Origin of the sequence: Burkholderia sola (assembly GCF_905400185.1) — a bacterium.
Classification (GTDB): domain Bacteria; phylum Pseudomonadota; class Gammaproteobacteria; order Burkholderiales; family Burkholderiaceae; genus Burkholderia; species Burkholderia sola.
In genome coordinates this window covers 1,675,442-1,701,520 of record NZ_FR989676.1, presented here as the reverse complement: position 1 = coordinate 1,701,520, position 26,079 = coordinate 1,675,442, and the positions used below count along the sequence as shown (strand labels likewise).

25 protein-coding genes are annotated in these 26,079 nt (G+C 67.2%); 12 read left to right on the top strand and 13 right to left on the bottom strand.

Going from position 1 to position 26,079, the window contains the following annotated elements; all coding sequences use genetic code 11:
* Window positions 1-72: 72 nt before the first annotated feature.
* Window positions 73-1,791, bottom strand: a complete 1,719-nt coding sequence (gene treA / locus KR541_RS24175; RefSeq protein ID WP_050015008.1) for an alpha,alpha-trehalase TreA — start codon at window positions 1,789-1,791, stop codon at window positions 73-75.
* Between the two features lie 137 nt (window positions 1,792-1,928).
* The gene (locus tag KR541_RS24170) at window positions 1,929-2,558 is read right to left on the bottom strand and encodes a TetR/AcrR family transcriptional regulator (RefSeq protein WP_050015006.1); all 630 of its coding nucleotides are present in this window, start codon (window positions 2,556-2,558) and stop codon (window positions 1,929-1,931) included.
* A gap of 389 nt (window positions 2,559-2,947) precedes the next feature.
* Between KR541_RS24170 and KR541_RS24165 the strand changes: the two genes are divergently transcribed.
* The 4 genes from KR541_RS24165 (at window position 2,948) to KR541_RS24150 (ending at window position 8,181) form a co-directional block, all read left to right on the top strand.
* Window positions 2,948-4,336: an MFS transporter gene (locus tag KR541_RS24165; protein WP_050015005.1), complete on the top strand. Its 1,389-nt coding sequence runs from the start codon at window positions 2,948-2,950 to the stop codon at window positions 4,334-4,336.
* A gap of 393 nt (window positions 4,337-4,729) precedes the next feature.
* Complete coding sequence (uppS, locus tag KR541_RS24160; RefSeq protein ID WP_050015004.1) at window positions 4,730-5,500, top strand: polyprenyl diphosphate synthase; 771 nt, start codon at window positions 4,730-4,732, stop codon at window positions 5,498-5,500.
* Window positions 5,501-5,554: 54 nt separating this feature from the next.
* On the top strand, window positions 5,555-6,634 hold the full coding sequence (locus tag KR541_RS24155) for a terpene synthase family protein (RefSeq protein ID WP_050015002.1): 1,080 nt from the start codon (window positions 5,555-5,557) through the stop codon (window positions 6,632-6,634).
* Window positions 6,635-6,969: 335 nt separating this feature from the next.
* Window positions 6,970-8,181: a winged helix-turn-helix domain-containing protein gene (locus KR541_RS24150; RefSeq protein WP_050015000.1), complete on the top strand. Its 1,212-nt coding sequence runs from the start codon at window positions 6,970-6,972 to the stop codon at window positions 8,179-8,181.
* A gap of 21 nt (window positions 8,182-8,202) precedes the next feature.
* On the opposite strand, the gene fabI is transcribed toward KR541_RS24150, so the two are convergent.
* From fabI to KR541_RS24130, 4 genes are read right to left on the bottom strand one after another with little or no spacing between them, the layout of a single operon-like run.
* Window positions 8,203-8,961, bottom strand: a complete 759-nt coding sequence (gene fabI / locus KR541_RS24145) for an enoyl-ACP reductase FabI (protein ID WP_050014998.1) — start codon at window positions 8,959-8,961, stop codon at window positions 8,203-8,205.
* 28 nt (window positions 8,962-8,989) lie between these two features.
* On the bottom strand, window positions 8,990-10,111 hold the full coding sequence (locus tag KR541_RS24140) for an alpha/beta fold hydrolase (protein ID WP_050014996.1): 1,122 nt from the start codon (window positions 10,109-10,111) through the stop codon (window positions 8,990-8,992).
* Window positions 10,112-10,119: 8 nt separating this feature from the next.
* Entirely contained in the window at window positions 10,120-11,328 is a 1,209-nt protein-coding gene (locus tag KR541_RS24135; protein ID WP_050014993.1) for an acetate/propionate family kinase, read from the bottom strand.
* 10 nt (window positions 11,329-11,338) lie between these two features.
* Window positions 11,339-12,457: a phosphate acetyltransferase gene (locus tag KR541_RS24130; RefSeq protein ID WP_256975820.1), complete on the bottom strand. Its 1,119-nt coding sequence runs from the start codon at window positions 12,455-12,457 to the stop codon at window positions 11,339-11,341.
* Here KR541_RS24130 and atpG point away from each other — a divergent pair.
* The gene (atpG, locus tag KR541_RS24125) at window positions 12,456-13,337 is read left to right on the top strand and encodes an ATP synthase F1 subunit gamma (RefSeq protein WP_089489552.1); all 882 of its coding nucleotides are present in this window, start codon (window positions 12,456-12,458) and stop codon (window positions 13,335-13,337) included. The two genes, KR541_RS24130 and atpG, sit on opposite strands and share 2 nt — an antisense overlap.
* Before the next feature lie 10 nt (window positions 13,338-13,347).
* Complete coding sequence (atpC, locus tag KR541_RS24120) at window positions 13,348-13,806, top strand: ATP synthase F1 subunit epsilon (protein ID WP_216089845.1); 459 nt, start codon at window positions 13,348-13,350, stop codon at window positions 13,804-13,806.
* A 29-nt stretch (window positions 13,807-13,835) separates the two neighbouring features.
* Here atpC and KR541_RS24115 read toward each other — a convergent pair whose 3' ends face one another.
* Window positions 13,836-14,054, bottom strand: coding sequence for a DUF1653 domain-containing protein (locus tag KR541_RS24115; protein ID WP_006480837.1), 219 nt, complete (start codon window positions 14,052-14,054; stop codon window positions 13,836-13,838).
* Between the two features lie 57 nt (window positions 14,055-14,111).
* The gene (locus KR541_RS24110; RefSeq protein ID WP_216089844.1) at window positions 14,112-14,555 is read right to left on the bottom strand and encodes a GNAT family N-acetyltransferase; all 444 of its coding nucleotides are present in this window, start codon (window positions 14,553-14,555) and stop codon (window positions 14,112-14,114) included.
* A gap of 161 nt (window positions 14,556-14,716) precedes the next feature.
* On the opposite strand from KR541_RS24110, the gene KR541_RS24105 reads away from it, so the two are divergent.
* Window positions 14,717-15,340: an HAD hydrolase-like protein gene (locus KR541_RS24105; protein WP_050014984.1), complete on the top strand. Its 624-nt coding sequence runs from the start codon at window positions 14,717-14,719 to the stop codon at window positions 15,338-15,340.
* Window positions 15,341-15,744: 404 nt separating this feature from the next.
* Window positions 15,745-16,323, top strand: coding sequence for a DUF4142 domain-containing protein (locus KR541_RS24100; RefSeq protein ID WP_089489553.1), 579 nt, complete (start codon window positions 15,745-15,747; stop codon window positions 16,321-16,323).
* 127 nt (window positions 16,324-16,450) lie between these two features.
* On the opposite strand, the gene KR541_RS24095 is transcribed toward KR541_RS24100, so the two are convergent.
* The gene (locus tag KR541_RS24095; protein WP_050014981.1) at window positions 16,451-17,050 is read right to left on the bottom strand and encodes a GNAT family N-acetyltransferase; all 600 of its coding nucleotides are present in this window, start codon (window positions 17,048-17,050) and stop codon (window positions 16,451-16,453) included.
* A gap of 59 nt (window positions 17,051-17,109) precedes the next feature.
* Window positions 17,110-18,024, bottom strand: a complete 915-nt coding sequence (locus KR541_RS24090; protein WP_050014980.1) for a LysR family transcriptional regulator — start codon at window positions 18,022-18,024, stop codon at window positions 17,110-17,112.
* 108 nt (window positions 18,025-18,132) lie between these two features.
* Here KR541_RS24090 and lysA point away from each other — a divergent pair, with 108 nt between their 5' ends.
* Entirely contained in the window at window positions 18,133-19,371 is a 1,239-nt protein-coding gene (lysA, locus tag KR541_RS24085) for a diaminopimelate decarboxylase (protein ID WP_050014978.1), read from the top strand.
* Window positions 19,372-19,515: 144 nt separating this feature from the next.
* Here lysA and KR541_RS24080 read toward each other — a convergent pair whose 3' ends face one another.
* Window positions 19,516-20,403: a DMT family transporter gene (locus KR541_RS24080; protein WP_050014976.1), complete on the bottom strand. Its 888-nt coding sequence runs from the start codon at window positions 20,401-20,403 to the stop codon at window positions 19,516-19,518.
* Window positions 20,404-20,527: 124 nt separating this feature from the next.
* On the opposite strand from KR541_RS24080, the gene KR541_RS24075 reads away from it, so the two are divergent.
* The 3 genes from KR541_RS24075 to KR541_RS24065 all read left to right on the top strand — a co-directional run bounded on the left by KR541_RS24075 (window position 20,528) and on the right by KR541_RS24065 (window position 23,342).
* The gene (locus KR541_RS24075) at window positions 20,528-22,003 is read left to right on the top strand and encodes an aminotransferase-like domain-containing protein (protein WP_089489555.1); all 1,476 of its coding nucleotides are present in this window, start codon (window positions 20,528-20,530) and stop codon (window positions 22,001-22,003) included.
* Window positions 22,004-22,284: 281 nt separating this feature from the next.
* Complete coding sequence (locus KR541_RS24070; protein WP_235356244.1) at window positions 22,285-22,869, top strand: M35 family metalloendopeptidase; 585 nt, start codon at window positions 22,285-22,287, stop codon at window positions 22,867-22,869.
* Between the two features lie 23 nt (window positions 22,870-22,892).
* The gene (locus tag KR541_RS24065; protein ID WP_124630681.1) at window positions 22,893-23,342 is read left to right on the top strand and encodes a hypothetical protein; all 450 of its coding nucleotides are present in this window, start codon (window positions 22,893-22,895) and stop codon (window positions 23,340-23,342) included.
* 41 nt (window positions 23,343-23,383) lie between these two features.
* On the opposite strand, the gene KR541_RS24060 is transcribed toward KR541_RS24065, so the two are convergent.
* Together KR541_RS24060 and KR541_RS24055 are read right to left on the bottom strand one after the other, a co-directional pair.
* The gene (locus KR541_RS24060; RefSeq protein ID WP_216089843.1) at window positions 23,384-24,817 is read right to left on the bottom strand and encodes a nicotinate phosphoribosyltransferase; all 1,434 of its coding nucleotides are present in this window, start codon (window positions 24,815-24,817) and stop codon (window positions 23,384-23,386) included.
* Window positions 24,818-24,890: 73 nt separating this feature from the next.
* Window positions 24,891-25,931: a bifunctional nicotinamide-nucleotide adenylyltransferase/Nudix hydroxylase gene (locus tag KR541_RS24055; RefSeq protein WP_050014966.1), complete on the bottom strand. Its 1,041-nt coding sequence runs from the start codon at window positions 25,929-25,931 to the stop codon at window positions 24,891-24,893.
* Between the last annotated feature and the right edge of the window lie 148 nt (window positions 25,932-26,079).

The window sequence follows — 26,079 nt, the reverse complement described above, 5'->3', positions numbered from 1 at the left end:
ACGGCCGCTTGCGCGACGGCCCGGCCCATGTGGTGGCTTGCCGTGCGGGCATGCGGCCCGCGCCGCCGTGCGTTACTCGCCGTACAGCCCCAGCAGTTTCAGCGTGACGCCGTTGGTCCAGCCGAAGCCGTCCTGCAACGGATATTCGCCGCCCCCGCCGCCACCCGTTCCGGTGCCCTCGACCACGTACTTCTCGACGAGCTTGCCTTCGGCCGCGTACACCTGCTTCACGTCGGACAGGAAACGCGTGCCGATGTCCTTCGCGAGCGCCGGTTCGCCGTAACGGCGCAGCCCGTCGATCGCGATCCACTGCAGCGGCGCCCAGCCGTTCGGCGCATCCCACTGCTGGCCCGTGTTCTCGGTCGTCGTCGCGAGCCCGCCCGGCTGCAGCAGCGTCTTGCGCACTTCGCGCGCGGTCGCCTTCGCGCGCTCCGGCCACGCGACGCCAGCGAACAGCGGATACAGCGCGGCCGCCGTCACGCCGTCGCGCGGCTTGCGCAACTGCCAGTCATAGTCGCCGTAATAGCCGCGACGATTCCACAGGTAGTGATTGATCGCGGCCGCACGCCGCCCCGCGCGCGCCGAGAAATCGGCCACGCACGCGATGTCGCGCGTGACCACGCAGCCCTTCACGATCGTCGTCTCGAGATGGAACATCAGGCTGTTCAGGTCGACCGGCACGATCGACGTCGTGCGGATCGTCGCGAGCGTCTTGCCGTCGCCGAACCAGCGCGAGCTGTAGTCCCAGCCGCTTTCGGCGCCCGCGCGCAGGTCGCGGTACACCTCGTTCGCCGGCCGGGACGGCACCGATTTCGCGGTCGTCACGTCCTCGAGATACGACTCGTCGCGCGGCGTGTCGCTCGCATCCCAGTAGCGGTTCAGCACGGCGCCGTCGGGCATCGCGACCACGTTGCGCGTCGCCTGCCCGCGCGGTGTCGTGGTTTCGCCCTGCATCCAGTACGCGTGCTCCTTGCGCAGCGCCGGCAGGTATTTCTGGTAGACCTTGTCGCCTTCGACCTGCGCGGCGAGCGTGACCATGTACGCGAAGAACGGCGGCTGCGAGCGGCTCGCGTAGTACGTGCGATTGCCGTTCGGGATGTGCCCGATCGTATCGATCAGGTATGCGAAGTTGTCGAGCATGTCGTCGACGAGATCCTCGCGCCCCGACACCTGCAGCCCGAGCATCGTGAAATAGGTGTCCCAGTAGTAGCCTTCGCGGAAGCGGCCGCCCGGCACGACGTACGGCTTCGGCAGCGGAATCAGCGAACTGTACGGGGGCGCCGCGGTGCTCGTGCGCGTGAGCTGCGGCCACAGCCAGTCGATGTGCTGGCGCAGCGTCTGGTTCGGCGGCGGCGTCACGCCGCCTGTCGCGGGCGGCGTGAAATGCTGGTCGACGAACGCCTTCAGCGAGAAGCCCGGCTGCGATTTCTGTTGCTGATACAACTGCACGATCGTCGCGGGATCGGTATCGGGCGTGGCGTCGACGAAGGTCTTCTGGTCGGGATAGAGCTGCGCGGTCTGCACCGCGACGAACAGGTCGCCGTAGAGCTGGCTCGGCGGCGGCAGCAGCGTGCCGGACGCGGGAGCGGATGCGGCTGCGGGGGTGGCCGGCAACGCGGACGGGCTCGCCGCTTGCGCGGCGGCCTGGTGCGCATTGTCGGCCTGCGCGGCGCAACCGGCGACGGCGAGATAGGCAATGGCCAGTGCGGCCGCCCAGCGCGGACGCGGCGCGGGCGGTGACTGACGCGACGGGAAGCGAGATGCAAGCGGTGCGGCACGACGTGACGTCATGGCGTGTCCCCTCCTTTCGAATGGTGAGTGGATCGGCACGAGGTCTCGTTCGCGCGCGCGTTCGTCTCGATGGCCTTCGATCGATACGCGTCATGTTGTGGTGCGAATGGGCCTGACTGTCGCACGAAACATGCATGTCAAGCAAGTTTCGATTCGCGCGACTCGCGGAGATAGCCGCGTACCGCCCGCCACGCACGCGCTTCGAGTGCATCCGCATCGGTCTCGCCGCGCGCGCCCGCCGCATCGACGATGCCTTTCACGATCGCGAGCAGATCGTGTGCCACGACGCCGGGCGCGGCGACGCGCGGCGCATCGCGCAGCCCGAGCGCATGCAGCAAGGTCGCGTGGATGCGGTCCGCGACGCGCGCGGTGCGCGCGCCGAGCGGCAAGCGCGCCTCCTCGAAATCGATCAGCCGCGCGAGCACCGGCCGGCGCATCTGATGCGCGACGGCCCCGCGCACCAGCGTGCGCAGCACGTCGTCACAGCACGACAGCGCGGCGGCCCGGTCGACGTCGTCGAGCAGACGCGCGCTCTCGCGCTCGACGAGCGCGGCCGTCAATGCATCGCGGTTCGGGAAGTATTGGTAGAGCGAGCCGATACTCACGCCGGCCAGCGCGGCCACCGCGTTCGTCGTGTAACCGTCGAAGCCGTCGCGCTCCAGAATGCGGGCGGCAGCCTCGACGATCGCATCGACGGTGGCCACCGAGCGGCGCTGGCGCGGCGCCTTGCGCGGCGAAAGCGGAATGCGCGACGACGATTCGGACATGGCGGGAAGGCGGCTTTCGAATGTGAGCAAGTGCTCATATTCTAGAAACGCACGGACACGCCGTCAAAAGGAATCGACATGACCGGGCCCAACGTCGTCCCCGCTCGTCGCGCATTCCAACGCGAACGCGCGGTCGACTTGCCGTGCGGCAAGCGGTTCGCAGATCACCGCGTCAACCTCCGGCCTCGCATCGAAAACGCGTGCGCATCGCGACGACGATGCCGCGTCGTTCATCGCCCAGGCAGCACATCGCTCACACGTGCGCGGTCGTCCTTTCCGCGCCATCCGCCGGAAAAGACGACTGTTGCAACATGCGGAACAACTGTTGTCGTACGTGACGCAGCGGTCACATTGTGGGCATAATGGCGTCTTTACCGCGCGCCCTGCCCATGTCGCCCGTCTTTCTAGCACCGCTCATCGTTGCCTGTGCGTTGTTCATGGAAAGCGTCGACGCGAACATCATCGTCACCGCCCTGCCCGCGATGGCGAGGGACTTTGGGCACAACCCCGTCACGTTGAACATTGCGATCACGGCCTACGTGGTCGGTCTCGGCGTGTTCATTCCGATCTGCGGCTGGCTCGCCGACCGCTTCAGCGCGCGCGCCGTGTTCCGCACCGCGATCGGCATCTTCGTCGTCGGCTCGCTGATGTGCGCGGCATCCAACTCGCTCGGCGTGCTCACGTTCGCGCGCTTCATCCAGGGCGTCGGCGGCGCGATGATGGTCCCGGTCGGCCGCATCATCATCTTCCGCGCGGTGCCGCGCGCCGATCTCGTGCGCGCGATGAACTACCTCGCGATTCCCGCGCTGTTCGGGCCCACGGTCGGGCCGCTCGTCGGCGGCTTCATCACGACCTACCTGCACTGGCGGATGATCTTCTTCATCAACGTGCCGATCGGCATCTACGGGATCTACCTCGCCAGCAAGCACATCGCGAACACGCACGAGCCCGATCCGGGCCCGCTCGACTGGTTCGGCTTCCTGCTGTCGGCCAGCGGCGCCGCGTTGCTGCTGATGGGCCTCACGCTGATCGACGGTTCGCTCACGTCGCGCTCGAACGCCATCATCATGTGCGCGGCCGGCGCCGCGATGCTCGCGCTGTACGTGCCGTACGCGCGCCGCAAGGAACGCCCAGTGCTCGACCTCAGTTTTCTGAAGATCCCGACGTACCACGCGAGCGTCGTCGGCGGGTCGCTGTTCCGCATCGGGCTCGGCGCAGTGCCGTTCCTGCTGCCGCTCGCGCTGCAGGAAGGGCTCGGCATGAGCGCGTTCCACTCGGGGCTCATCACGTGCGCGTCCGCGCTCGGCGGCGCGGTCAGCCGTTCGACCGCCACGCATACGCTGCGCCGCTTCGGTTTTCGCACGGTGCTGATCTACAACGCGGCATTCGCGGGCCTCGCGATCGCCGCGTACGGCGTGTTCCATCCCGGCATGGCGACCTGGACGATCTGGCTGATCGTGCTGGTCGGCGGCATCTTCCCCGCGCTGCAGTTCACGAGCCTGAATTCGATGATCTACGCGGACATCTCGCCGCGCGACGCAGGTCGCGCGACGAGCCTCGGCAGCGTCGTCCAGCAGATGTCGCTCGGCCTCGGCGTGACGGTGGCCGGCCTCGTGCTGCACGTGTCGCACTGGCTCCAGGGCCATCAGACGATGATGTGGTCGGATTTCTGGCCCGCGTTCCTCGTGGTCGGGCTGTGCTCGTTCGCGTCGATTCCGATCACGCGGCGGCTGCCGCCCGGCGCCGGCGACGAAGTCGCGCGCGGCAAGCGGGCATAAGCGCCCGACGGCCGACGCGGCGGAAACGTTTTCGCCGCAATCGGTCGCCCGCGTATTGCATCGCTTTATTTTCCAATTCCGCGATTTATTCAATCTCGCGAAACGCAAAAAGCATTCGCCGTATCCGCATGTCGAAATAACATCGGCTCGAAAATCGACTGCGCATCACCGCTTTCGATATCGGCCGGCACCCCGCCACGCCTGCTCGGTCGCTTGCGCTGGCGCGCCGAGAAATGGTGCATGCGAATGACTTGAAAATCCGAAATTCATTGATCAATAATAATCGCTCGCATCGGTGCGAACAGAATTCCCACGCCGGCATGCGGCAGTCGCCATAACGATCCCATCTGCTGTTTCACGTTTCGATCGCTTCCTCGCCTCGAAGGAGTCGCCATGACTCAAGAGCTGATTCTGCGCGCGCCGGCAACGTTCACCATCGACTCGCCTGCCGCATCAGAAACGGCCCGGCCGCCGTTGCCGACGCATCTTGCCGTCATTCTCGATGGCAACCGGCGTTGGGCGGACCGTCTCGGCCTGCCGGCCGTCGACGGCTATCGGGCCGGCGGGCGCAACGTGCATGCGCTGCTGTCGTGGTGCGAGGAAGCCGGGATCCCGTTCGTGACGCTGTGGCCGCTGTCCACCGAAAATCTCAATCGCGACGCCGCGGAATTGCGCGGCCTGCTCGCGGTCATCGCCGACGTCTTCGACGAGCTCGCCGCCGGCGGCCGCTGGCGCCTGCACGTGATCGGCGACCTGACGAAGTTGCCGCCCGCGACAGCCGAGCGCATCGGTGCCGCGCAACAACGCACGGCCCACGCGTGCGGGCTCGATGTGAACATCGCGGTCGCGTACAGCGGCCGCCTCGACCTGCTGCACGCAGTCCGCTCGCTGATCGCGGAGCACGTCGCGGCCGGCACCGTCGATCAGTTGCTCGCGCAGCTCAGCCCGGAGCTGATCGCGAGCCGGCTCTATACGGCCGGCCAGCCGGAGCCGGACCTCGTGATCCGCACGTCCGGCGAGCAACGCCTGTCGAATTTCATGCTGTGGCAAACCGCTTTCTCGGAGTTCTATTTCACGCCGACGTGCTGGCCCGATTTCGGACGCGACGATTTCGAACAGGCGATCGATGCATACGGCAAGCGCGCGCGCCGGTTCGGCATGTAGGCCGCCCCCCCCCTTCACGACACCTGTTGTCACCCGCCATCCGCGAGGTACGCCATGTCCACCGCCGAAACCGTTGCCGCCGAAGCCGCCGCGCCCACGCTCGTGCTGCCGCACCTGTTCCACCCGTTCGAAACGCCGGTGCATCCCGACGCCGACCGCGCCGAAGCCGACCTGCTCGCGTGGATGAACGGCCATGGCCTGCTCGACGATCCGCGCTGGGCCAACGGCATCCGTCACGGCAAGGTCGGCGAATACTGCTCGCGCGTCTATGCGCACGCCACCTTCGACGGCCTGTGCACGACGACCCGCGCGTACGGCTGGATCTTCGCGATCGACGACGGCCTGTGCAGCCTGCACGGCGTCGCGCGCACGCCCGGCGAGCTCGGCGCGCTCTACCTGTGGCTGTACGAAATGATTGCCGATCCGACCGGCCACGATCCGGCACCGCTGCGCGCCGCGCTGGCGGCGCGCCTGCCGCACCTGGCCGCGTTCCTGCCCGCCCTGCAACGGGCGACTCAAGATGTGTGCGCGCGTATCGCCGCGACGTCCACGCGCGTGCAGTACGCACGCTGGGTCGCGGGGATGATGACGTTCCTGTTCTCGACGCTGTGGGAAGCCGGCCGGTTCGCGACCGACGTCGTGCCCGACACGGCCGAGTACCTTTCCGGTCGCACCTATAACGGCTGCGGCGAAGGCGCGTTCGCGCTGATCGATATCGCCGCTGGCTACGAAGCGCCCGCCGCGTTCTACGCCGACGAAGGAGTCGAGCGCCTGCGCAAGCTGTCCGGCCTGATCCTCTGCCTGTGCAACGACATCTTTTCGTATCCGAAAGAAGCTGGCGAATCGAGCAGCAATCTCGTCTGCGTCCTGATGCACGAACGCGGGCTCGCGCCGCAAGCCGCGCTCGACACGGCGGCGGACATCCACAACGGCTATCTCGCGCGTTATCTCGATCTGGAAAAACAGGTACGTGCGCGCACCGACGACCGCGCGTCGCTGCGCCTGCTCGACGAGGCCCGGACGTACATTCGCGGCAATTACGACTGGCACTTCGGTTCGCCGCGTTACGGCGCGGCGAAACACTACGACCTGTCCCGCGCGCTGCGGCCCGGACAGACGAGCGCCGCGGCATGACCCGTCGCGCGGCAATGGGTGAAAACCGGAAAAACAAAAAAATCAGCGGACATCCACACGGGGCCGGTGCACAGCCGCATGGATGTCCGCTCAGGGCTCCGGGTCTCCCGATGGGGGTCGGGAATCCCGGATTCGCTTCCTGCGTGCCATGGACATATGTGCGTCGGAAGCGGAATCGTTGCGCGCATTGATCGTCGCGCCATGAACTGCACTATAGGGAAACTTGCGAAACGCATCTGTCAACCATTGTCAGACGTGTTGCAGCCGCACGTCGCACGCGCGCGCCGCTTTCGCGCTAAAGTGGTTCCCGATCGCCACCCTCGACCGTCCCGCCGATGCTCACGCTTTCGCCCGCCGCCGCCCGCGCGCTCCATCTCGCCGCACAGGGCCTGCTCACCCCGCCGCGCCGCAAGGCGACCAAGTCCGACGTGCTCGACACGATCCGCCGGATGGCGCAGTTGCAGATCGACACCATCCACGTCGTCGCACGCAGCCCGTATCTCGTGCTGTTCAGCCGTCTCGGCGATTTCCCGCCGCGCTGGCTCGACGAACATCTCGCCGAGGCGCGCCTGTTCGAATACTGGTCGCACGAAGCGTGTTTCCTGCCGATCGAGCAGTTCGGGCTGATGCGCTACAAGATGCTCGATCCGTCGGGGATGGGCTGGAAATATGCGGCCGAATGGCACGAGCAGAATCGTCCGGAGATCGAACGGCTGCTCGCGCGGATTCGCGACGAAGGCCCGGTGCGGTCGGCCGATTTCGCGCGCGAGGACGGCGTGAAAGGCAACGGCTGGTGGGATCGCAAGCCCGAGAAGCGTCACCTGGAAGTGCTGTTCACGACGGGCGACCTGATGGTGTCGGAGCGCCGCAATTTCCAGCGCGTGTACGACGTGCGCGAACGCGTGCTGCCCGACTGGGACGATACGCGCGACCTGCCGCCGCGCGATGCGGTGCTGCCTGCGCTGCTCGACTACACGTGCCGCGCGCTCGGCGTCGTGCGCGCGGACTGGGTGGCCGACTACTATCGGCTGCCGCGCCGTTCGTACCGCGCGGAACTGGAGCGGCTCGCCGAGGCCGGTGACCTGATTCCGGTGCAGATCGACGACTGGAAGGAACCGGCCTACGTGCATCGCTCGCTCGATGCGCTGCTGCCGGCGGCCGCTGCCGACACGCTGCGCTCGACGGTCACGACGCTGCTGTCGCCGTTCGACCCGGTCGTGTGGGACCGGCGGCGCGCGTCGACGCTGTTCGGTTTCGATTACACGATCGAGTGCTATACGCCCGAGCACAAGCGGCGCTACGGCTATTTCTGCCTGCCCGTGCTGCATCGCGGCCGGCTGGTGGGCCGCGTCGATGCGAAAGCGCATCGCACGCTCGGCACGTTCGAGCTGAAAGCCGTGCATGTCGAGCCGGGCGTGCGGTTCGGCGCCGGGCTCGCAGCCGACGTCGCGAAGGCCGTGAAGAAACTCGCGGCGTGGCACGGCACGCCGGAGGTCACGGTCGCCCACGCGCCGCCGGCCCTCGTGCAGGCATTCGCGCGGACCTGAACGCCGCGCGCCGCCGGCGCGCTAGAGCATGTGCATGCCGGCGTCGACATAGTGCGTGCCGCCCGTGATCGCCCGTGCGCCGTCGCTGGCGAGAAACGCGCAGAATGCGCCGACGTCGTCGATGTCCAGCGCGTGATGCAGCGGCGCCCGGCGCGCGGTGTCGTCGAGCAGCCGGCCGAAGTCCGGCAGGCCCGACGCCGCGCGCGTCGGCAGCACGCCCGGCGAAATCGCGTTGACGCGAATGCCCGCGCCGCCGAGTTCGGCCGCCAGGTACCGCACGCTCGCTTCGAGCGCGGCCTTGACCGGCCCCATCACCCCGTAGTTCGCGACGACCTGCTCCGCGCCGAGATAGCTCATCGCCATCAGGCTCCCGCCGCGCGTCATCAGAGGCTCGGCGAGCCGCGCCATCCGGATGAACGAATGGCACGAGGTATCCATCGCCAACGCGAAGCCTTCCGGCGAACTGTCGACCACGCGGCCGTGCAGATCGGCCTTCGGTGCATACGCAACCGAATGCAGCACGAAGTCGATTTCGCCCCATTGGGCCGCGATTGCATCGAACACCGCCGCCATCTGGTCGGGCCGCCCGACGTCGAGCGGCATCCGGATCGGCGCGTCGAGTTGCGCGAACAGCGGCTCGACGTGCGGCAAGGTCTTGTCCGACTGCCAGGTCACCGCGAGCGTCGCGCCGGCCCGGCAAAACGCACGCGCGCATCCCCACGCGATGCTCTGTTCGTTCGCAATGCCGACGACGAGCCCCCGCTTGTGTCGCAACGTCATGCCGCCTCCCTTGCCGATCCGCGCCGGCCTAGCGCTGCGCGGCGATCCATCGCGCGATGTCGGGCCACACCGTCGTCAGCGTGCGCGTCCCCATGAACAGACCGATATGGCCGCCCGGCACGAGCCGGCTCTCGATCCGCGACGCGGGCGTCCCGAGAAGATCGTGCGCACCGAACACCTGCTCCGGCGTCGTGATGTCGTCGGCCTCGCCACCCAGCAGATAGGCCGGGCACGCGACGTCCTTCAGGTCGAGCGTGCGCCCGAGCGCGACGAACGTGCCCTTCGCGAGCCGGTTCTCCTTGAAGATCTGCACGATCGCCTGCAGGTACCAGCGCCCCGGCAGGTCGATCGGGCTTTCGTACCAGTTCGCGAACACCTCGCGCTTGCGCAGGTATTCGGGATCGTCGAGATGCTCGTACAGGTCGACGTGCTCGGCGAGATAGTGCTGGTCCGGATGCATGTTCTTCCAGCCGCGCAGCATGAAGCGCCCGCGCATCAGCCCGCCGCCCATCGCGACGAGTTCCTCGTAGAACGACGTCGGATACGTGTGCACCATCCGCTTGATCGGGCCGTCGCCCGCGTCGGTGTCGATCGGCGAGCCGGCCAGCACGAGGCTCGCGACCTTGTGCGGGAAACGCGCCGCATACATCGCGGACATCCAGCCGCCCTGACACAGGCCGACGAGATTCACGCGGCCACCGAGTTCGTCGACGCACACGTTCAGCTCGGCCAGATACTGGTCGATCTCGAGGTCCTTCATGTCCTCGGTGGCCGAGCGCCAGTCGGTCAGGTACAGACGCGTCACGCCGTGCTCGCGCAGCGTCTGCATCAGGCTCTGCCCCGGCTGGTAGTCGGCGATCATCGCGCTGTGCCCCGCGTACGGCGCATCGACGATCGTCGGCAGCCCGTGCGCCGGCGCGACCGAATAATCGCGGAACGTCATCGTCCGCAGTTCCAGCAACGGCCGGTTCGCCGATGCGAGCACCGGATGCGCTTCGAAATGGAGCTTCTCCTCTTCCGCGAGGAAGCGGAGATTGCGCGCCGTGATCTCGGAGCCGGCGGCAAACATCGCCGTGGCGGCGGCCATCGGCCAGAAAATCGGCAGCGCGGGGGCGCTGACGGCAGGGGAAGGCGTGTCGCGTGCTGTCATCGGAGGTCTCACCGGGTCGGATACGGCGTGGAAGGGATCGCGTCGTCCAGCACGCGGCGCGTGTGGCGCGCGATCATCAGGTTCTCGTCGGTCGGAATCACGCGCACCGTCACGCGCGACGCGTCGCTCGAAATCACCGGCAAGCCGGCCGCGTTCGCCGCGTCGTCGAGCACGATGCCGAGCCACGCGGCGCGATTGCAGATCCGTTCACGCACGTGCGGCGCGTGCTCGCCGATGCCCGCCGTGAACACGAGCGTGTCGAGACCGCCGAGCACGCCGGCCAGCGCGGCGAGCTCGCGGGCCGCGCGATAGGCGAACAGCTCGACCGCATGCGCGGCCGACGGTGCGTCGCTCGCGAGCAGCGTGCGCATGTCGCTCGACACGCCGGATACGCCGAGCAAGCCGGATTCGGCATAGATCAGATGCTCGACCTCGTCGAGCGACCGGCCCGCGTGACGCTGCAGATACAGGATCACGCCCGGGTCCAGCGCGCCCGTGCGCGTGCCCATCGGCAGCCCGTCGACGGCCGTGAACCCCATCGTCGTCGCGACGCTGCGGCCGTTCTCGAGCGCACACAGGCTCGCGCCGTTGCCGAGGTGCGCGACCACCGTCCGGTGCTGCACCCACGACGGATCGAGGGCCGCGAGCGCCGTCGCGATGTACTCGTACGACAGCCCGTGAAACCCGTAGCGCACGATGCCCTGCTCGGTCAGCGCGCGCGGCAACGCGAACTCCCGTTCGAGCGCCGGCACCGTCGAATGGAACGCGGTATCGAAACACGCGACCTGCGGCAGGTTCGGCGCAACCGCGGCCACCGCGCGAATCGCGTCGACATGATGCGGCTGGTGCAGCGGCGCGAGCGGCGAAAGCGACGCGATCGCATCGAGCACGTGCGCGTCGATCCGCACCGGCGCGGTGAAATACGGGCCGCCATGCACGACCCGGTGCCCGACGCCGTCGAACCCGGCCTCCCGCCCGACGTGCGCGACGAACCACGCGTGCAGCGCCTCGATCGCGCCTTGATGCCCCGGTCGCGCGACCGGGCTGTCGGCGAGCGTCGCGCCGTGCGCATCGGCCACGAACAGATGCGGTGCGCCATGCAGGTTCTCAACCTGCCCGTGCAGGCCCGCATCGAGCGAACGATCGTCGCGCGTGTCGTAGACCGAGAACTTGAGGCTCGACGAGCCGGCGTTGAGCACCAGGACGGGATGTCGCATCGCGGCCTCGTCAGTGTGCGTCGGCCGCAATCGCCGGCGCGTCCATGGGCGCCGCCGTGGCGCGCGCCGCCGCCGCGACGAGCGCTGCGACCGCGCAGCTCGCCAGGCGCGTGCGTTCGCTGTCGGCGCGACTCGTCAGGATCACCGGCACGCGCGCACCGAGCACGATGCCGGCCGCATCGGCATTCGCGAGGAACGTCAGCTCCTTCGCGAGCATGTTGCCGGCCTCGAGATCGGGCACGAGCAGGATGTCCGCATCGCCCGCGACCGCGGAACCGAGATGCTTGAGCCGCGCGGCCTCCGGGCTGATCGCGTTGTCGAACGCGAGCGGCCCGTCGAGCAGCGCGCCGGTGATCTGGCCGCGCTCGGCCATCTTGCACAGCGCGGCCGCGTCGAGCGTCGACGGCAGCTTCGAGCTGACCGTCTCGACCGCCGACAGGATCGCCACCTTCGGCCGGGCGATGCCGAGCGCATGCGCGAGATCGATCGCGTTCTGCGCGATGTCGGCCTTCTGTTCGAGCGTCGGACGGATATTGACGGCGGCGTCGGTGATGAACAGCGGCTTGGGGTAAGTCGGCACGTCCATGATGAACACGTGGCTCAGGCGCCGCCCGGTGCGCAGCCCCGTGTCGGCGCGCACCACCTCCGCCAGCAACTCGTCGGTATGCAGGCTGCCCTTCATCAGCGCCTGCGCGTCGCCCGCGCGCACCAGCTCGACGGCGCGCGCCGCCGACGCATGACTGTGCGGCGCATCCACGAGACGATAGCCGGACAGGTCCACACCGAGCGTCGCGGCGAGCATCGTGATTCGCGCCACCGGGCCGACCAGCACGGGCACGATGATCCCGGCCCGGGCGGCGGCGGCCGCCGCGTGCAGCGATACCTCGTCGCAGGGATGCGCGACCGCGACCGTCACAGGCCGCAACGCGTGGCAACGCGCAATCAGCGCGTCGTATTTCTGATGCGTGTGCAATTCGGTCATCGACTGCCCCTTCGCAAGGATCACGTGAACGGATTCTGGTGCGGGACCGGGCGAAGTCGTTTGATTTCCGTCAATCGTTTCAGGTGAAGTCCCGATAGCATGAATCCGCACGATGACATCCGGACGGCCGCAACGCCCCCCTGACATGCACATACGCGAAATCCGCTCGAAGATCGCCAGTACCTCGTCCACGCGCAAGATCACGAAGGCGATGGAAATGATGGCGCGCACCAAGATGGCGAGCGCGCAGCGACGCGCGCGCGAGTTCCGCCCGTATGCGGCGCGTATCGCCGCGATGGCGGAACGCGTGCTGCGAGACCGTCCCGACCACGTATCGGCGCTGATGGCGCGACGCGATACCGTGCGCCGCGTCGGCCTGATCGTCGTCAGCACCGATCGCGGGCTGTGCGGCCCGCTCAATGCGCGGCTGCTCGTCGAATGCGTGGATGCGCTCGAACGCTGGGACCGTGCCGGTGTCGCATGCGAGTTGAGCGTGATCGGTGCGCGCGGCCTCGCGCCGCTGCTGCGCCACGGTGCGACCATCGCCGCGCGTGCGAGCGGCCTGGCCGCCGAGCCGCACTTCGAGCAGTTGCTCGGTGCGCTGCTCGTGCCGCTGACCGCGTTCGTCAACGGCGAGCTCGACGAAGTACACGTCGCATACAACCGGCTGACGAGCCCGCTCGCGTACGAGCCGCGCATCGATGCGATGCTGCCGATCGTGGGGCTCGACACGGGCGCGCCGACCGACGGCGCGCCCGTGTCCGCACCCGCGTCCGACTATCTGTACGAGCCCGCGCCCAAACCGGTCGTCGACACGTTGCTGCTGCGCTACGTCGAGGCGACGCTCTATCAGGCCGTCGTCGAGAACTACGCGTGCGAGCAATGCGCGCGGATGTTCAGCATGCAGACCGCGACAGACAACGCCGACCGCGTGTTGCGCGAACTGCGGCACCTGTACCAGAAGACGCGACAGGCGCAGATCACCACCGAGCTGTGCGAAATCGTCGCCGGTGCGGCGGCGGTCTGAAGGAGCATGCATGAAGACGTCGATGAGGCTCGACATCGTAAGCGTGGAAGCGGTGCTGTATGCCGGCGACGCGCATTTCGTCGTCGTTCCGGGGGAAAGCGGAGAACTGGGGATCTACCCGCACCACGCGCCGCTGCTCACGCGGATCCGGCCGGGCGTCGTGATGCTCGTCGATGCGCCGACCGGCGAGCATCGCCGCCTGCTCGTCGCGGGCGGCGTGCTGGAGGTCAGCCGCGACGGCGTGACGCTGATCGCCGATCACGCGTTGCGCACGCCCGAACTCGACGATCTGCGCGCACGCGAAGCGCGGCATGCGGCCGACGACTGGCGCCAGCGCTACGCGCACGAAAACCGGCGCGCGTTCGATTTCGCGTCGGCCCGCACGGAATTGATGGATGAAATTCGACGCTTCTTTGCGATGGCGCTGCGGCAACAGGCGCCGCACGACAAGCCGGGCAGCGCGAGCTAGACACCGGCGCCGGCCCCGGTGCCGCCCGCTCAGTCGCGCAGCTTGCGAAACCGCGGCGTGCCGTCTTCGAGGTTGCCGTTGAACATCGCTTCCGGCCGCACCCACAGCCCGCGCGCATGCGGCCACAGATGCTCGTAGACGACCACCGATTCCTCGGTTTCGGAATGGCGCGCAACGCCGATGTAGCGGTACAGGCCGCCCTTGTAGTGGCGGTGCGTCGCGAGCTGTTCGGCTTCCTGTTCGGTCATGGTGTGCTTTTCTTCGGCAAAAACGGAAAGCGCGTATTGTATGCGCTGCGGCGCGCGTCAGCGTTTCGTGTAGATGTCGGGCCGGCGGATCTCCATCAGCCGCTCGGGATTCGCGGGCGGACCGAAACCGACCGGCCGGTACAGCGCGTGCGCGTCGGTCGTCGCGAGCATGATGCGGCGCAGCCGCTGCACCATCTGCTGCGCGAAGATATGGTCGATCAGTGCGCGGCCGTAGCCGTTGCCGCGTTCGGCCGGCAGCACGAACACGTCGCACAGATACGCGAACGTCGCGTGATCGGTGACGAGCCGCGCAAACCCGACGAGCCGGTCGCCGACATACGCGCCGAAGCACAGCGAGCCCTCGATCGCCCGCTCGACCACGTCGCGCGGAATGCCCTGCGACCAATACGCGTCGCGATGCAGGAAATCGAAGATCGCGTCGATGTCGAGTTCGCGCTTGTCGGTGGAAATTCTCAGCATGGCGGGGGTGGCTGCGGGCACGTCTGTTCTCCGGTTCGAGGGGCGGAAGGCGCAGCATCGACGATACCGCGCCGTGGGGGGGCGGGACAAGGGGCACTGGAGTCCGCCGTGGACGAACAGCCGCACTGCCACCCTCGATTCGGCGACAATGGCACCCGCCGATAAACCCGAGACGCCGCTTCATGACCTTCCGCCTCATCGCCTTCGACTTCGACGGCACGCTCGCCGATTCGCTCGACAGTTTTCTCGCCGCGCTGACGGAAGCCTCGCGCCTGCACGGCTTTCGCGACGCCACGCCCGAACTGCGCCCGGCGCTGCGCGGGATGTCGGCGCGCGACATCGTTCGCGCGCTCGGCGTGCCAATGTGGAAAGTGCCGCGCGTGACGATCGACATGCGCCGCCTGATGCGGCCGCGCGTCGCGCACGTGCAACTGTTCCCCGGCGTCGCCGAAACGTTCGACGCGCTCGCCGCGCGCGGCATCCGCATCGCGATCGCCACGTCGAATACCGAGGAGATCGTGCGTGACCGGCTTGGCCCGCGCGCCGGCGCACGCGTCGACCATTTCGCGTGCGGCATTCCGCTGTTCGGCAAGGCGCGCCGTCTGCGCGCGCTCGTTCGCGAGGCCGGAGTGCGCGCAGACGAAGTGCTGTACGTCGGCGACGAAATCCGCGATGCCGACGCGGCTCGGCGTGCACATATTGCATTTCAGGGCGTCGCGTGGGGCTACACCGCGCCCGACGCGTTGCAGGCGCATTGCGCGACGCCGTTGCTGCCGCGCCTCGATGCGCTGCTCGATCGCGTGTGACGCTTTCACGCACGCCACGCACGCACCCCGTCCCTCGCACGACGCGCCGCGACGACAACTGCCGCGACGACATCGCACCGCTGAAATGCCGATGACACGCGCACGCATCTCATCCATTGCATGCGCCACGCGCACGCAAAAATTGCCGCCGCCACATGCGTATCAGGTACGCCCTACCGGGCTGCGCGCGTGCTCATCGTTTCGTCTTACCAACCGTTACACAAGCCACAGCACGGTTGCACCTGCTACCCGGCCGCTCTCCTAGAATCAGTCGGGCCGGAAAACACTTCGAACGCCGCCGCGGCAGAGCGGCAGTCGAACCCGGCCCGGGCGCGCCCGGTCTCTCGCACAGCGACGGATCGTACGATCCGTTTTTCAACCAGAGCCCCGATCGAGGAGGTCCCATGAACCGCTTTCCCCACCTTTCGCGCCTTGCCTTGTCTGCCGCTGGCCTGCTTCTCGTCGCCGTGACGGCGACCGCGCAAACCGCGCAACCGGCACCCGGCGCATCGGCTGCGCCGGCCGCGACCGCGACGCGCATCCACGAAGCCGACCAGACCTTCATCAACGACGGCACGAAGACCGTGTCGACCCAGCACGACGCCGCGCGCATCGCCGATGCGCGCACGTCGGACAGCCAGGTCAAGGCGTTCGCGCAACGCGTGTCGACCGACGATGCGAAGATCATCCAGGCGATGCGCGCGGCCAGCCCGCGCGGCGTCGACGTGCCGGCCAACGACCCCGACACGACCGTGCTGAACGGCATCAAGAGCCTGCGCGGCGCCGAGTTCGACAAGGCGTATATCGAACAGGTCGCGCTCGCCGGCCAGCAGAAGGCGATCTCGGCGTTCCAGGCCGAAATCGCATCGGGCCGCGACACCAAGCTGAAGGAAGTCGCCCGCCAGGCGCTACCGATCCTGCAGGCGCACTACGCGGATGCACAGAAGCTCGCGCAGCGTCATCACCTCGCATCGGCGCAGTAATTCATCCGATGCAGCGCCGCGCATCGCGCGCGGCGCACCGTTTCCCCCGCCGTCGCGCCGCCGCCTCCCCTGCCGGCGGCGCGACGCACGTTTCGAGCATCGAGCGCTCCGCCTCGCACGTCACGCGTTACGTCGCCAGCTTCGCGTCGAGTCGCGCCCGCACTTCCGGCCATTCGTCGTCGATGATGCTGAAGCGCACCGAGTTGCGCTTGCGGCCATCCGGCATGATCCGTTCGTGACGCACGATGCCCTCCTGTTTCGCACCGAGCCGCAGGATCGCCGCGCGCGATTTCTCGTTCAGCTCGTCCGTCGTGAACTGCACGCGCACGCATCGCAGCGTGTCGAACGCATAGCCCAGCAGCAACCGTTTCGCTTCGGTATTCGCGCGCGTACGCTGCGCCGATTCGCTCAGCCACGTATGACCGATCTCGAGCTTGCGATTCTTGCGGTCGATCTTCCAGAAGCGCGTGCTGCCGATGGCGCGGCCCGACGCGCGATCGACGATCACGAACGGCATCACGGTGCCGGCCGCCCGCCCCTGCAACGCCGTGTCGATGTAGGCGTCGACCGTCTGCGCGCCGGGCACGACCGTGACCTTCAGGTTCCACAACGCGCCGTCAGCCGCGGCATCCAGCAGCGCCTGCCGGTCGGATGTGTCGAGCGGACGCAGGACGACACGTGCGCCGGTGAGGGTCGGTTGTTCGAGGAAAGACGATGCGTCGGTCATGACGGGATTCCGGAAAATGACGGCGATGGCGGCGAAACGCCCATCATACGGCGGTGCCGCTAGCCGAGGTGGGCGGCCAGCCGGCGGCGGATCGCCTTCGCTTCGGCGCGCAGCGCATCGGCGAACGCGTCGACGAGCAGGTTCTTCGGCCGGTGCTCGGGCACGATCACGCTGACCCGGTACGGAAACGACCGCGTCAGCGGCCGCACGTGCAGGTCGCGGCCGACGAAATCGAGCGCGGTGAGCGGGTTGACGATCGCGGCGCCGAGCCCCTGCCGCACGAACGCACACACCGACACGGCCGACGGCGTGTCGACCACCGAGCGCGGCGCGATGCCGAGTTGCGCGAACGCCTCGTCGATCAGGATGCGATACGGATCGTTCAGCGACAGGCTCACGAACGGGCGATCGGCGAGATCCAGCAGGTCGATCGCGTCCTGCGCGAGCAGCGGATGGCCGCCGGGCAGCACGCACACTTCATCCACTTCGAGCAGCGGCGTGAGCACCGTGCCGGCCGGCGCGACATCGCGCTCGGTCAGCCCCAAATCGTAACGCTGCGCGGTGAGCCACTCCTCGAGCACCGGCGACTCCTGCGTCGCGACCGATACGCTGACGCCCGCATGCGCGTCGTGAAAGCGCCGGCATGCACCGGGCAGGATCGCGTGCGAGAACGCCGGCAACGCGATTACCGACAGTTGCCCGTCGCGAAACTCGCGCAGGCGCGCGGCCGTCGCCGCGATGCGTTCGAGCCCCGCATACGCGAGCCGCACATCGTCGAACAGCGTGAGCGCGGCCATCGTCGGGCGCAGCCGGCCGTGCGCGCGTTCGAACAGCGCAAAGCCGACGACCTGCTCCATCCGCGCCAGTTCGCGGCTGATCGTCGGCTGCGACGTGTACAGCATCTCGGCCGCGCGCGTCGTGCTGCCGGTGACCATCAGCGCGCGGAAAACCTCGATATGACGGTGCGTCAGCATGGCCGTATATATCAGAAATGAATCGAATGAAGATAAACAGGCATTTTACCGTATAGCTTTTCAGGCGCATCATCCGGCTATCCGTTCATTCGATCCGATTCATCCGCCATGTCCCTCGATTCCCGCCAGCTCGCGACGCTCGCGCAGCAATACGGCACCCCGCTGTGGGTGTACGACGCCGACGTCATTCGCGACCGCATCGCCCAACTGCGCCAGTTCGACGTGATCCGCTATGCGCAGAAGGCAAATTCGAACGTCCATATCCTGAAGCTGATGCGCGACGAAGGCGCATGCGTCGACGCCGTGTCGCTCGGCGAGATCGAGCGCAGCCTCGCGGCTGGGTTCAGCCCGGGCGGCGAGCCGGAAGGCGTCGTATTCACGGCCGACCTGATCGACCGCCCGACGCTCGCGGCGGTGCTGAAGCACGGCGTGACCGTGAACGCCGGCTCGCTCGACATGCTCGCGCGCATCGGCGAGCAGGCGCCCGGCCACCGCGTGTGGCTGCGCGTCAACCCCGGGTTCGGCCACGGCCACAGCAACAAGACCAACACCGGCGGCCCGCAGAGCAAGCACGGCATCTGGATCGACGACGTGCCGCGTGCGATCGAGATCGTGCGCCAGTACGGGCTGAAGCTGGTCGGCATCCACATGCACATCGGGTCGGGCGTCGACTACGGCCACCTGTCGCAGGTGTGCGATGCGATGGTCGATCTCGTCACGTCGCTCGGCCACGACATCGACGCGATCTCGGCCGGCGGCGGCCTGTCGATTCCGTATCGCGACGGCGAGCCGCGCGTCGACGTCGGACACTACTTCAGCCAGTGGGACGCCGCGCGCAAGCGCATCGAACGGCATCTCGGCCATCCGGTGCGCATCGAGATCGAACCGGGCCGCTTTCTGGTTGCCGAAGCCGGCACGCTCGTCACCGAGGTGCAGGCCGTCAACCGCCGGCCGAAGCACGATTTCGTGCTGATCGACGCGGGCTTCAACGACCTGATGCGCCCGTCGATGTACGGCAGCTATCACGCGGTGTCGGTGCACGCGCACGATGGCGCGTTGCCCGCCGGCCGGCCGCTCGTCGACCTCGCGATCGCCGGGCCGCTGTGCGAATCGGGGGACGTGTTCACGCAGGACGCAGGCGGCGTGGTCACGCACCGCAAGCTCGCGCAGCCGCAGATCGGCGACCTGCTGTTCCTGCACGACGCCGGCGCGTACGGCGCGTCGATGTCCTCGAACTACAACAGCCGGCCGCTCGCGCCGGAAGTGCTCGTCGATCGCGGCACGCCGCGGCTCATCCGCCGCCGGCAGACGATCGGCGAATTGCTCGCGCTCGAAACGTTCGAGTAACCCGCGCGCGGCGTGACGAACGCCAACGGCCAGGCTTGCCGCTACCGGTAGCCTGGCCGTTTTGCCTGGGGTCTTGCTGCCGGGCGCAGGATCGCTATCGTGCGTTCGGCAGCAACGGGCTTGCCGCCAGCCGCGGCGCCTGCATCACCCCACGCGCTGCACGGGCGCCATCTTCGAGAAGTACTTCGCGCCCGCCACGCAGCCGACCACGATTACCGTCACGACGACCATCGACGGCGGCACCGTCTCGTGCAGCAGCCCGGCCGCGAGCAGGAAGCCGAAGAACGGCTGCAGCAGCTGCAACTGGCCGACGCCTGCAATCCCGCCGAGCGCCAGCCCGCGATACCAGAACACGAAGCCGATCAACATGCTGAACAGCGACACGTACGCGAGCCCCCACAGCGCGGCGGCATCGACGCCGTCGAACGACGCGGGCCACGTCAGCCACGTGAGCGGCAGCATCAGCGGCAGCGACAGTACGAGCGCCCACGAGATCACCTGCCAGCCGCCGAGCTGGCGCGACAGGCGCGCGCCTTCCGCATAACCGAGCCCGCACGCGACGATCGCGGCCAGCATCAGCGCATCGCCGACCACCGACGCGTGCCCGCCGTTGCGCAGCGCGAACGCGGCCACCGCGCCGCTGCCGACGATCGAAAAGATCCAGAACGGCAGCCGCGGCCGCTCGCCGCCGCGCCACACGCCGAACAGCGCGGTCGCGAGCGGCAGCAGCCCGACGAACACGATCGCATGCGCGGACGTCACGTGCTTCAGCGCAAGCGCCGTCAGCAACGGAAAACCGACCACGACGCCGAGCGCGACGACGGCCAGCGACACGGCCTCGGTGCGCGACGGCCGCTTCTGCTTCAGCACGACGAGCAGCAGCAGGCCGAGCGCGCCGGCGATCGTCGCGCGGGCGAACGTGAGAAACAACGGGTCGAGCCCTTGCACCGCGACCCGTGTCGCGGGCAGCGAGCCACTGAAGATGATGACGCCCAGCATGCCGCTGAGCCATCCGTCGGTCGTCTTTTGCACGGTCAATCCTGAATGGAAAGTGGATGACCGATGATCCGCCGCCGGCGAAAACGGCGTAAGCTACAGCCCAATACAATTCAGACAAACTGTACTGGACAACCGGCCGTACAGTTCATCGTCCGCCATGCGCCCTTCCGCCCCGATTCCCGCTCCGCCCGCACCGTCGCGCACGCGCGTGGAAACCGTCATGGACACCCTGCGCGCGCGGATCGCGAGCCGCGCGCTGATGCCCGGTGCGCGCGTGCCGTCGATCCGGATGATGGCCGACGCGCTCGACGTATCGAAATCGACGGTCGTCGATGCGTACGAGCGGCTCGCGAGCGAAGGCGTGCTCGTCGCACGGCGCGGTTCGGGCTTCTATGTGTCGGGCCACGCACCGCCGCTCGCGCTCGCCGAGCTGGGCCCGCGCCTCGATCGCGAGCTCGATCCGCTGTGGCTGTCACGCCAGTCGCTCGAAGCGGCGCCGACGTCGGTGAAGCCCGGTTGCGGGTGGCTGCCGTCGTCGTGGCTGCCCGACGAAAGCCTGCGTCGCGCGCTGCGCGCCGTGTCGCGCGACGAAGCCGATGCGCTGACCGACTATGCGACGCCGCTCGGCCTGCCCGCGCTGCGCCAGCAGCTTGCATGGCGGCTCGCGCAGCACGGCGTCCACGCGGAACCCGCGCAGATCATGCTGACCGACGGCGGCACGCACGCGCTCGACCTCGTGTGCCGCCTGCTGCTGGAGCCGGGCGACACCGTCGTGCTCGACGATCCGTGCTACTTCAACTTCCAGGCGCTGCTGCGCGCGCACCGTGCGCGGATCGTCAGCGTGCCGTTCACGCCGAACGGCCCCGATCTCGTGCGCTTCGAGCAAGCACTCGCCGAGCATCGACCGCGCCTGTACATCACCAACGCCGCGCTGCACAACCCGACGGGCGCGACGCTCGCGCCGCCCGTCGCGCACCGGCTGCTGACGCTCGCGGCCGAGCACGGCCTGCTGATCGTCGAGGACGACATCTTCGCGGATTTCGAGAGCACGCCCGCGCCGCGCCTCGCGGCGTTCGACGGGCTGTCGCGCGTCGTGTCGATCGGCAGCTTCTCGAAGACGCTGTCGGCCGCGATCCGCTGCGGCTATGTCGCCGCGCGGCCGGAATGGATCGACGCGCTCGTCGACCTGAAGCTCGCGACGTCGTTCGGCAACGCGCAGATCGGCGCCAACGTCGTGCATCGGCTGCTGATCGACGGCACGTACCGGCGCCATCTCGACAGCCTGCGCGCGCGGCTCGCGGATGCGATGGGCGAGACGATCCGGCGCCTCGCGCGAGCCGGGCTCGGGATCTGGACGGAGCCGCGCGGCGGGTTGTTCGTGTGGGCGCAATTGCCGGACGGGCTCGACGCGGCGCGCGTCGCACGTCATGCGCTGGACCACGACGTGGTGCTCGCGCCGGGCGACGTATTCAGCGTGTCGCGCAGCGCGTCGTCGTACATGCGCTTCAACGTGTCGCGCTGCAAGGGGCCGGCGGTGTTCGATGCGCTCGCGCGGGCGATGGACGCGGTGCGGGTGGGAGAGCGCGGCGGCGCGCAAGCCGATGCAGGCCGGGGCGTGCTGGCTGATGAATGATCGAGGCCGGCAACATTCTTCTTGCCGAACAGATCCGCAACGCCCGAGTTGCATCGGTCAAGATGCCGTGATTCACCCATCGAAAATCGTACCTGTCTCATAGACGGGCATACCTTCTTAAATCGATAGTAGCCCCCTCATTCCGGATAACTATCGAGTCCATGGGCCTAACTTTCAACTCACACGACACCACACGCCAAGAAGAAGACGAAGAGTGGATTTGCGTCGGGACCACCTGTACCAACACAATACCCGGTTCCATTCACGCTATCGAACTCGACATGACGCAAATCTGCGAGAACATGTCGAACAAGACGTTCAGGCGGTTAATTGCACGTCTGCGTGACGCTGCAGTCGTCCTGATTCGCGAGCGGATGGAGGCGCTCGCCGCTTGGGATCAGGAAGAACAAAGCCGCGTCCGGACGTGGTTCGGGCGATCTGACGAGACAGTCCGGCAACGTTTGGGCATCGGGTTACCCAAGCTTCTGAGCGTCATGCAGCAACTCGAACCCGAGAACGTCATCAGATGGGACGAGCAAACGCAGAGGAACATAACGTGCACCGTATTTCCCGACAATGGGATTACGGATGCAGCAGTATGCAAACCCGACTCACACAAACGAATGATTGCAATTTACCCGCACTTCTGCACGCTTCCCGATGCTCGGCTTTCTACGAACTGCAAGCTGAAAGTGCTGATTCACGAGTGCACGCACTATATCGACACCTTCGATTCAAACGACGAAATCTATGGATTCGGCACCGGCCTGAAATATTGGGCTCAGACACACGCGGATGTAGCAATCGACAATGCAGACAGCCTCGCTTGTTATATTTCATTTTTCGACGACCGGACCCTGTGGTGATATCTCCCGCTCGCATGATCAGCATGGCAATCTGTACTTGCCTGTCGTTCCCGATTTCGTCCACTGCATGTACCGTTTCCGAAGACATGCTCGACAGCGTCCCGCTCAATTCCGATGCCATTCCCAACAAGGATCGCGTCAGAATAGCGGAGATGGTCATCCGTGCGCGCGAGTGGCCTGACGCCGAAATTCGAGGCATCGTCACGGCCGGCGCCTACATTGGCGAAACGAATCCGCAGGCACTCGCGCGGCAAAGATCGATGCACTTGACAGACTATCTGGTTCAACTAGGAGTCAAGCGCGAAAACATATGGTCGGACACCCACATGATTTCGAAGCCCTATCCGAAAGACAGTGCGGGTTACGAAGGCTATCTTCAGATTGGAGTGACGCTGGTCCCCATATGCAACGGTGGATGTCAGCATCTGTGCGGTGACCCGCGCGTCGCGCCGACATCCAGGGCACTCCGTTAAGATGCCAAAGTAACGCAACCTGTCTCAGGGCCTCACCCGCGTCACACCTCCCCCGCGTGCGCCCTTGCCCTGACCTCCGCAAACGACGTATCGACGACCAGACGCCCGGTGTCGAACACCGTCTCGAGCGCCTCGTCCCATTCGCCTTCCAGCGCCCGATCGTCCCACGCAACCGGCAGCGTCGCCGTCCGATACTCGCCGGTGCGCCAATTGCGCAGCAGCGTCAGCCGCCCTCGCTTCGAGCGCTTGCCCTGATCGGTGACCGGATCCTTGCGGACGTCGTGCCACACGCCGCCGCGCCGGATGGCCGAGCACTTCATCGCGAAGCGCTGCGTATCGCGATTCACCCGCTGCAACAGCGCACCGCCCATGCCGAACACCACGTTGCCGGCCGCGTAGCCTGCCTCGTCGAGCGCGGCGAGGATCGCTTCGATCGACTGCTCGTCGACGCCGTCGCCCTGGATCACGCGCACGTGGTTCAGCACGCGCCGCCCCTTGCCGTTCACGGTCGAGCCGAACGACACGTCGAGCGCCCGCACCGTTTGCAGCACGATCGTCACCGGGTCGCCGGAATCGGGACGCACGACGAGCGTCGCGCCCGAATCGATCACCGCCTGCCGAAGTTCGCCGCCCCACAGATCGAGCGCGGCGAACAGATCATAGGAGTCCGATACGACCGATACGATCGCGCCCGGCAAACCGAAGCGGTTGATCATGTTGCGGTACGCGTCGGCCTCGCCTTCGCGCCCCCACGACGTGATCGTGCTGTGCTCGGCCGCCGGCACCGAGTAGGCGGCCATCGGCTCGCGATAGAAGCGGTTCGCGGCCAGCACGCCGAGCACGGTATCCGAGCCCATGAAGCTTACGAGATGCGCGGCGCCGCCGATCGCGGCCGATTCCGCGCTCGACACGCCGCGCGCGCCGAAGTCGTGCAGCTTGAACGGCAGTTGCGCGAGATCGTCGTCGGTCCTTTCGAGGAAGCGGCGGATCGTTTGCCGCAGGTGCCAGCTGCGGGTCGCCACCGTCACCGGATACCAGATGCGCAACAACATCGTCTCGAGATACGACGCGAGCCAGAACACCTGCGGATCGTCGCATTCGACCGTCATCAGCACGTTGTGCACCGGCACGATCGAGCCTTCCGGCACCGCACGGATCTTCACCGGCAGGTAGCCGTCGTAGTGCTCGACGATATGGCGCCATCCGGCTTCGTTGAACGGCTCGCCGTGCACGGCGAAGAAATCGCGCGCGTCGTCGATCATCGCGTGCGTGACCGGCTTGCACAGGTACTCCTTCAGCAGCATCTGAAGGCCGAAGAACAGCGTGCGGTCATAGCGGCCGCCGCGCGATTCGACGTACGAGAACATCGCCGATGCGTCCGGCGGATATTGCAGGAAGTGGGAAGCCTTGTACGAATCCGTGTTGAGAATCGGATTGGCGAGAACCGCGGCAAAGCCGCCGGGATCGTTTTGCATGGCTAGAGCTCCTCTAGGCCGTTGAAGTGCCGCCGCGTCTGTCGCGGCGGACCGAATGCGGGGAATCAGCGCGTCACAGCTTCCCCAGGAAGTGATACGCGATGTCGAAGTGATCCTCGAACATCACGTTGCGCATCTGCGCGAATTCGTTGAGCGGAACCCAGCGCGCCTTGTCGGCGTCGTCGCTGCCCTTCACGCGCGGCAGCTCGCCGGTCGGAAAGTTGAACAGGCACGCATGCGTGATCGTGCGGCCGCGCAGCGAACGCGTCGGGTGATCGAACACCTGGCGATCCTTGATCGAGCCGCGCAGCACGGGCTCCGGCAGCTTGAGGCCGGTTTCCTCGCGCAGTTCGCGAATGCACGCCGCATCGAGCCGCTCGTCCTGGTTCACGAAGCCGCCCGGCAACGCCCACAGGCCGCGGCCCGGTTCGCTGCGACGGCGCACGAGCAGGATATGCCCCGAGTGCACGACCACCGCGTCGACCGTCACGAACGTGACCGGATACGGCGCGGCCGCCCACGCCTTGCGATACGCGGCGATGAATTCGGCTTCCGACTTCAGTTGCGCGAATTCCGGCTGCGTGCGGAACCGCTCGAGCCAGCCGAACACGGGTTCGGGCACGGCCCACTGCACGAAGCTGTTGGTCCGTTCGGCGAAATACTGGTCGCGGATCTCGGTAGCGGAAATGTCTTCCGTCGCGTCGACGTCGACGAGCGCCCATTGCGGGAACATCCGCAGGTAATACGACGTGGCGTCCTTCTCGTGGCCGATCAGCCCGACCTTGCGCTGCGCGACGTCGCCGAGCGCGCCGGCCACCGCATCCTGCACCCAGCGCACCCAGTCGCCGTCGTTGTAGGTCGAATCCTGCAGCGGGGCGATCGTCACGCGGTCGCGCTCGGACGCGTCGAGCAGCGAAGCCAGCATCTGGCGGCGCTCGTCGAACGAGAACGGATCCTTGATGGTGCGGGGCTTGTCGGTCGATCCAATCAGCACGCACACGCGCTCGGCCCGGCTCAGTGCCGACTTCAGCACGTTCAGGTGACCACGATGCGGAGGCTGGAAACGACCGATGAAAACGAGCGCGTCGAAGCGCCGGTTCTGTTGCGTACTCATGAGGCTCCCTCAAGAGATTGAAACGCTCCGGGTCTGTCCCGAAGGGTTGGGATAAATCCTAGGGGAATTCCCGAAGTGCGTCAATCGATCCCATTCGAGCCCACGCTCGACTTGACGATGTCTGACGAAACACAGGTTATTGGCGCGG

Excerpts from the sequence above, each read along its gene's own strand:
- treA (WP_050015008.1), bottom strand. The coding sequence starts at position 1,791 with ATGACGTCACGTCGTGCCGCACCGCTTGCATCTCGCTTCCCGTCGCGT.
- KR541_RS24170 (WP_050015006.1), bottom strand. The coding sequence starts at position 2,558 with ATGTCCGAATCGTCGTCGCGCATTCCGCTTTCGCCGCGCAAGGCGCCG.
- KR541_RS24165 (WP_050015005.1), top strand. The coding sequence starts at position 2,948 with ATGTCGCCCGTCTTTCTAGCACCGCTCATCGTTGCCTGTGCGTTGTTC.
- uppS (WP_050015004.1), top strand. The coding sequence starts at position 4,730 with ATGACTCAAGAGCTGATTCTGCGCGCGCCGGCAACGTTCACCATCGAC.
- KR541_RS24155 (WP_050015002.1), top strand. The coding sequence starts at position 5,555 with ATGTCCACCGCCGAAACCGTTGCCGCCGAAGCCGCCGCGCCCACGCTC.
- KR541_RS24150 (WP_050015000.1), top strand. The coding sequence starts at position 6,970 with ATGCTCACGCTTTCGCCCGCCGCCGCCCGCGCGCTCCATCTCGCCGCA.
- fabI (WP_050014998.1), bottom strand. The coding sequence starts at position 8,961 with ATGACGTTGCGACACAAGCGGGGGCTCGTCGTCGGCATTGCGAACGAA.
- KR541_RS24140 (WP_050014996.1), bottom strand. The coding sequence starts at position 10,111 with ATGACAGCACGCGACACGCCTTCCCCTGCCGTCAGCGCCCCCGCGCTG.
- KR541_RS24135 (WP_050014993.1), bottom strand. The coding sequence starts at position 11,328 with ATGCGACATCCCGTCCTGGTGCTCAACGCCGGCTCGTCGAGCCTCAAG.
- atpG (WP_089489552.1), top strand. The coding sequence starts at position 12,456 with ATGCACATACGCGAAATCCGCTCGAAGATCGCCAGTACCTCGTCCACG.
- KR541_RS24130 (WP_256975820.1), bottom strand. The coding sequence starts at position 12,457 with ATGTCAGGGGGGCGTTGCGGCCGTCCGGATGTCATCGTGCGGATTCAT.
- atpC (WP_216089845.1), top strand. The coding sequence starts at position 13,348 with ATGAAGACGTCGATGAGGCTCGACATCGTAAGCGTGGAAGCGGTGCTG.
- KR541_RS24115 (WP_006480837.1), bottom strand. The coding sequence starts at position 14,054 with ATGACCGAACAGGAAGCCGAACAGCTCGCGACGCACCGCCACTACAAG.
- KR541_RS24105 (WP_050014984.1), top strand. The coding sequence starts at position 14,717 with ATGACCTTCCGCCTCATCGCCTTCGACTTCGACGGCACGCTCGCCGAT.
- KR541_RS24100 (WP_089489553.1), top strand. The coding sequence starts at position 15,745 with ATGAACCGCTTTCCCCACCTTTCGCGCCTTGCCTTGTCTGCCGCTGGC.
- KR541_RS24095 (WP_050014981.1), bottom strand. The coding sequence starts at position 17,050 with ATGACCGACGCATCGTCTTTCCTCGAACAACCGACCCTCACCGGCGCA.
- KR541_RS24090 (WP_050014980.1), bottom strand. The coding sequence starts at position 18,024 with ATGCTGACGCACCGTCATATCGAGGTTTTCCGCGCGCTGATGGTCACC.
- lysA (WP_050014978.1), top strand. The coding sequence starts at position 18,133 with ATGTCCCTCGATTCCCGCCAGCTCGCGACGCTCGCGCAGCAATACGGC.
- KR541_RS24075 (WP_089489555.1), top strand. The coding sequence starts at position 20,528 with ATGCGCCCTTCCGCCCCGATTCCCGCTCCGCCCGCACCGTCGCGCACG.
- KR541_RS24070 (WP_235356244.1), top strand. The coding sequence starts at position 22,285 with ATGACGCAAATCTGCGAGAACATGTCGAACAAGACGTTCAGGCGGTTA.
- KR541_RS24065 (WP_124630681.1), top strand. The coding sequence starts at position 22,893 with ATGGCAATCTGTACTTGCCTGTCGTTCCCGATTTCGTCCACTGCATGT.
- KR541_RS24060 (WP_216089843.1), bottom strand. The coding sequence starts at position 24,817 with ATGCAAAACGATCCCGGCGGCTTTGCCGCGGTTCTCGCCAATCCGATT.
- KR541_RS24055 (WP_050014966.1), bottom strand. The coding sequence starts at position 25,931 with ATGAGTACGCAACAGAACCGGCGCTTCGACGCGCTCGTTTTCATCGGT.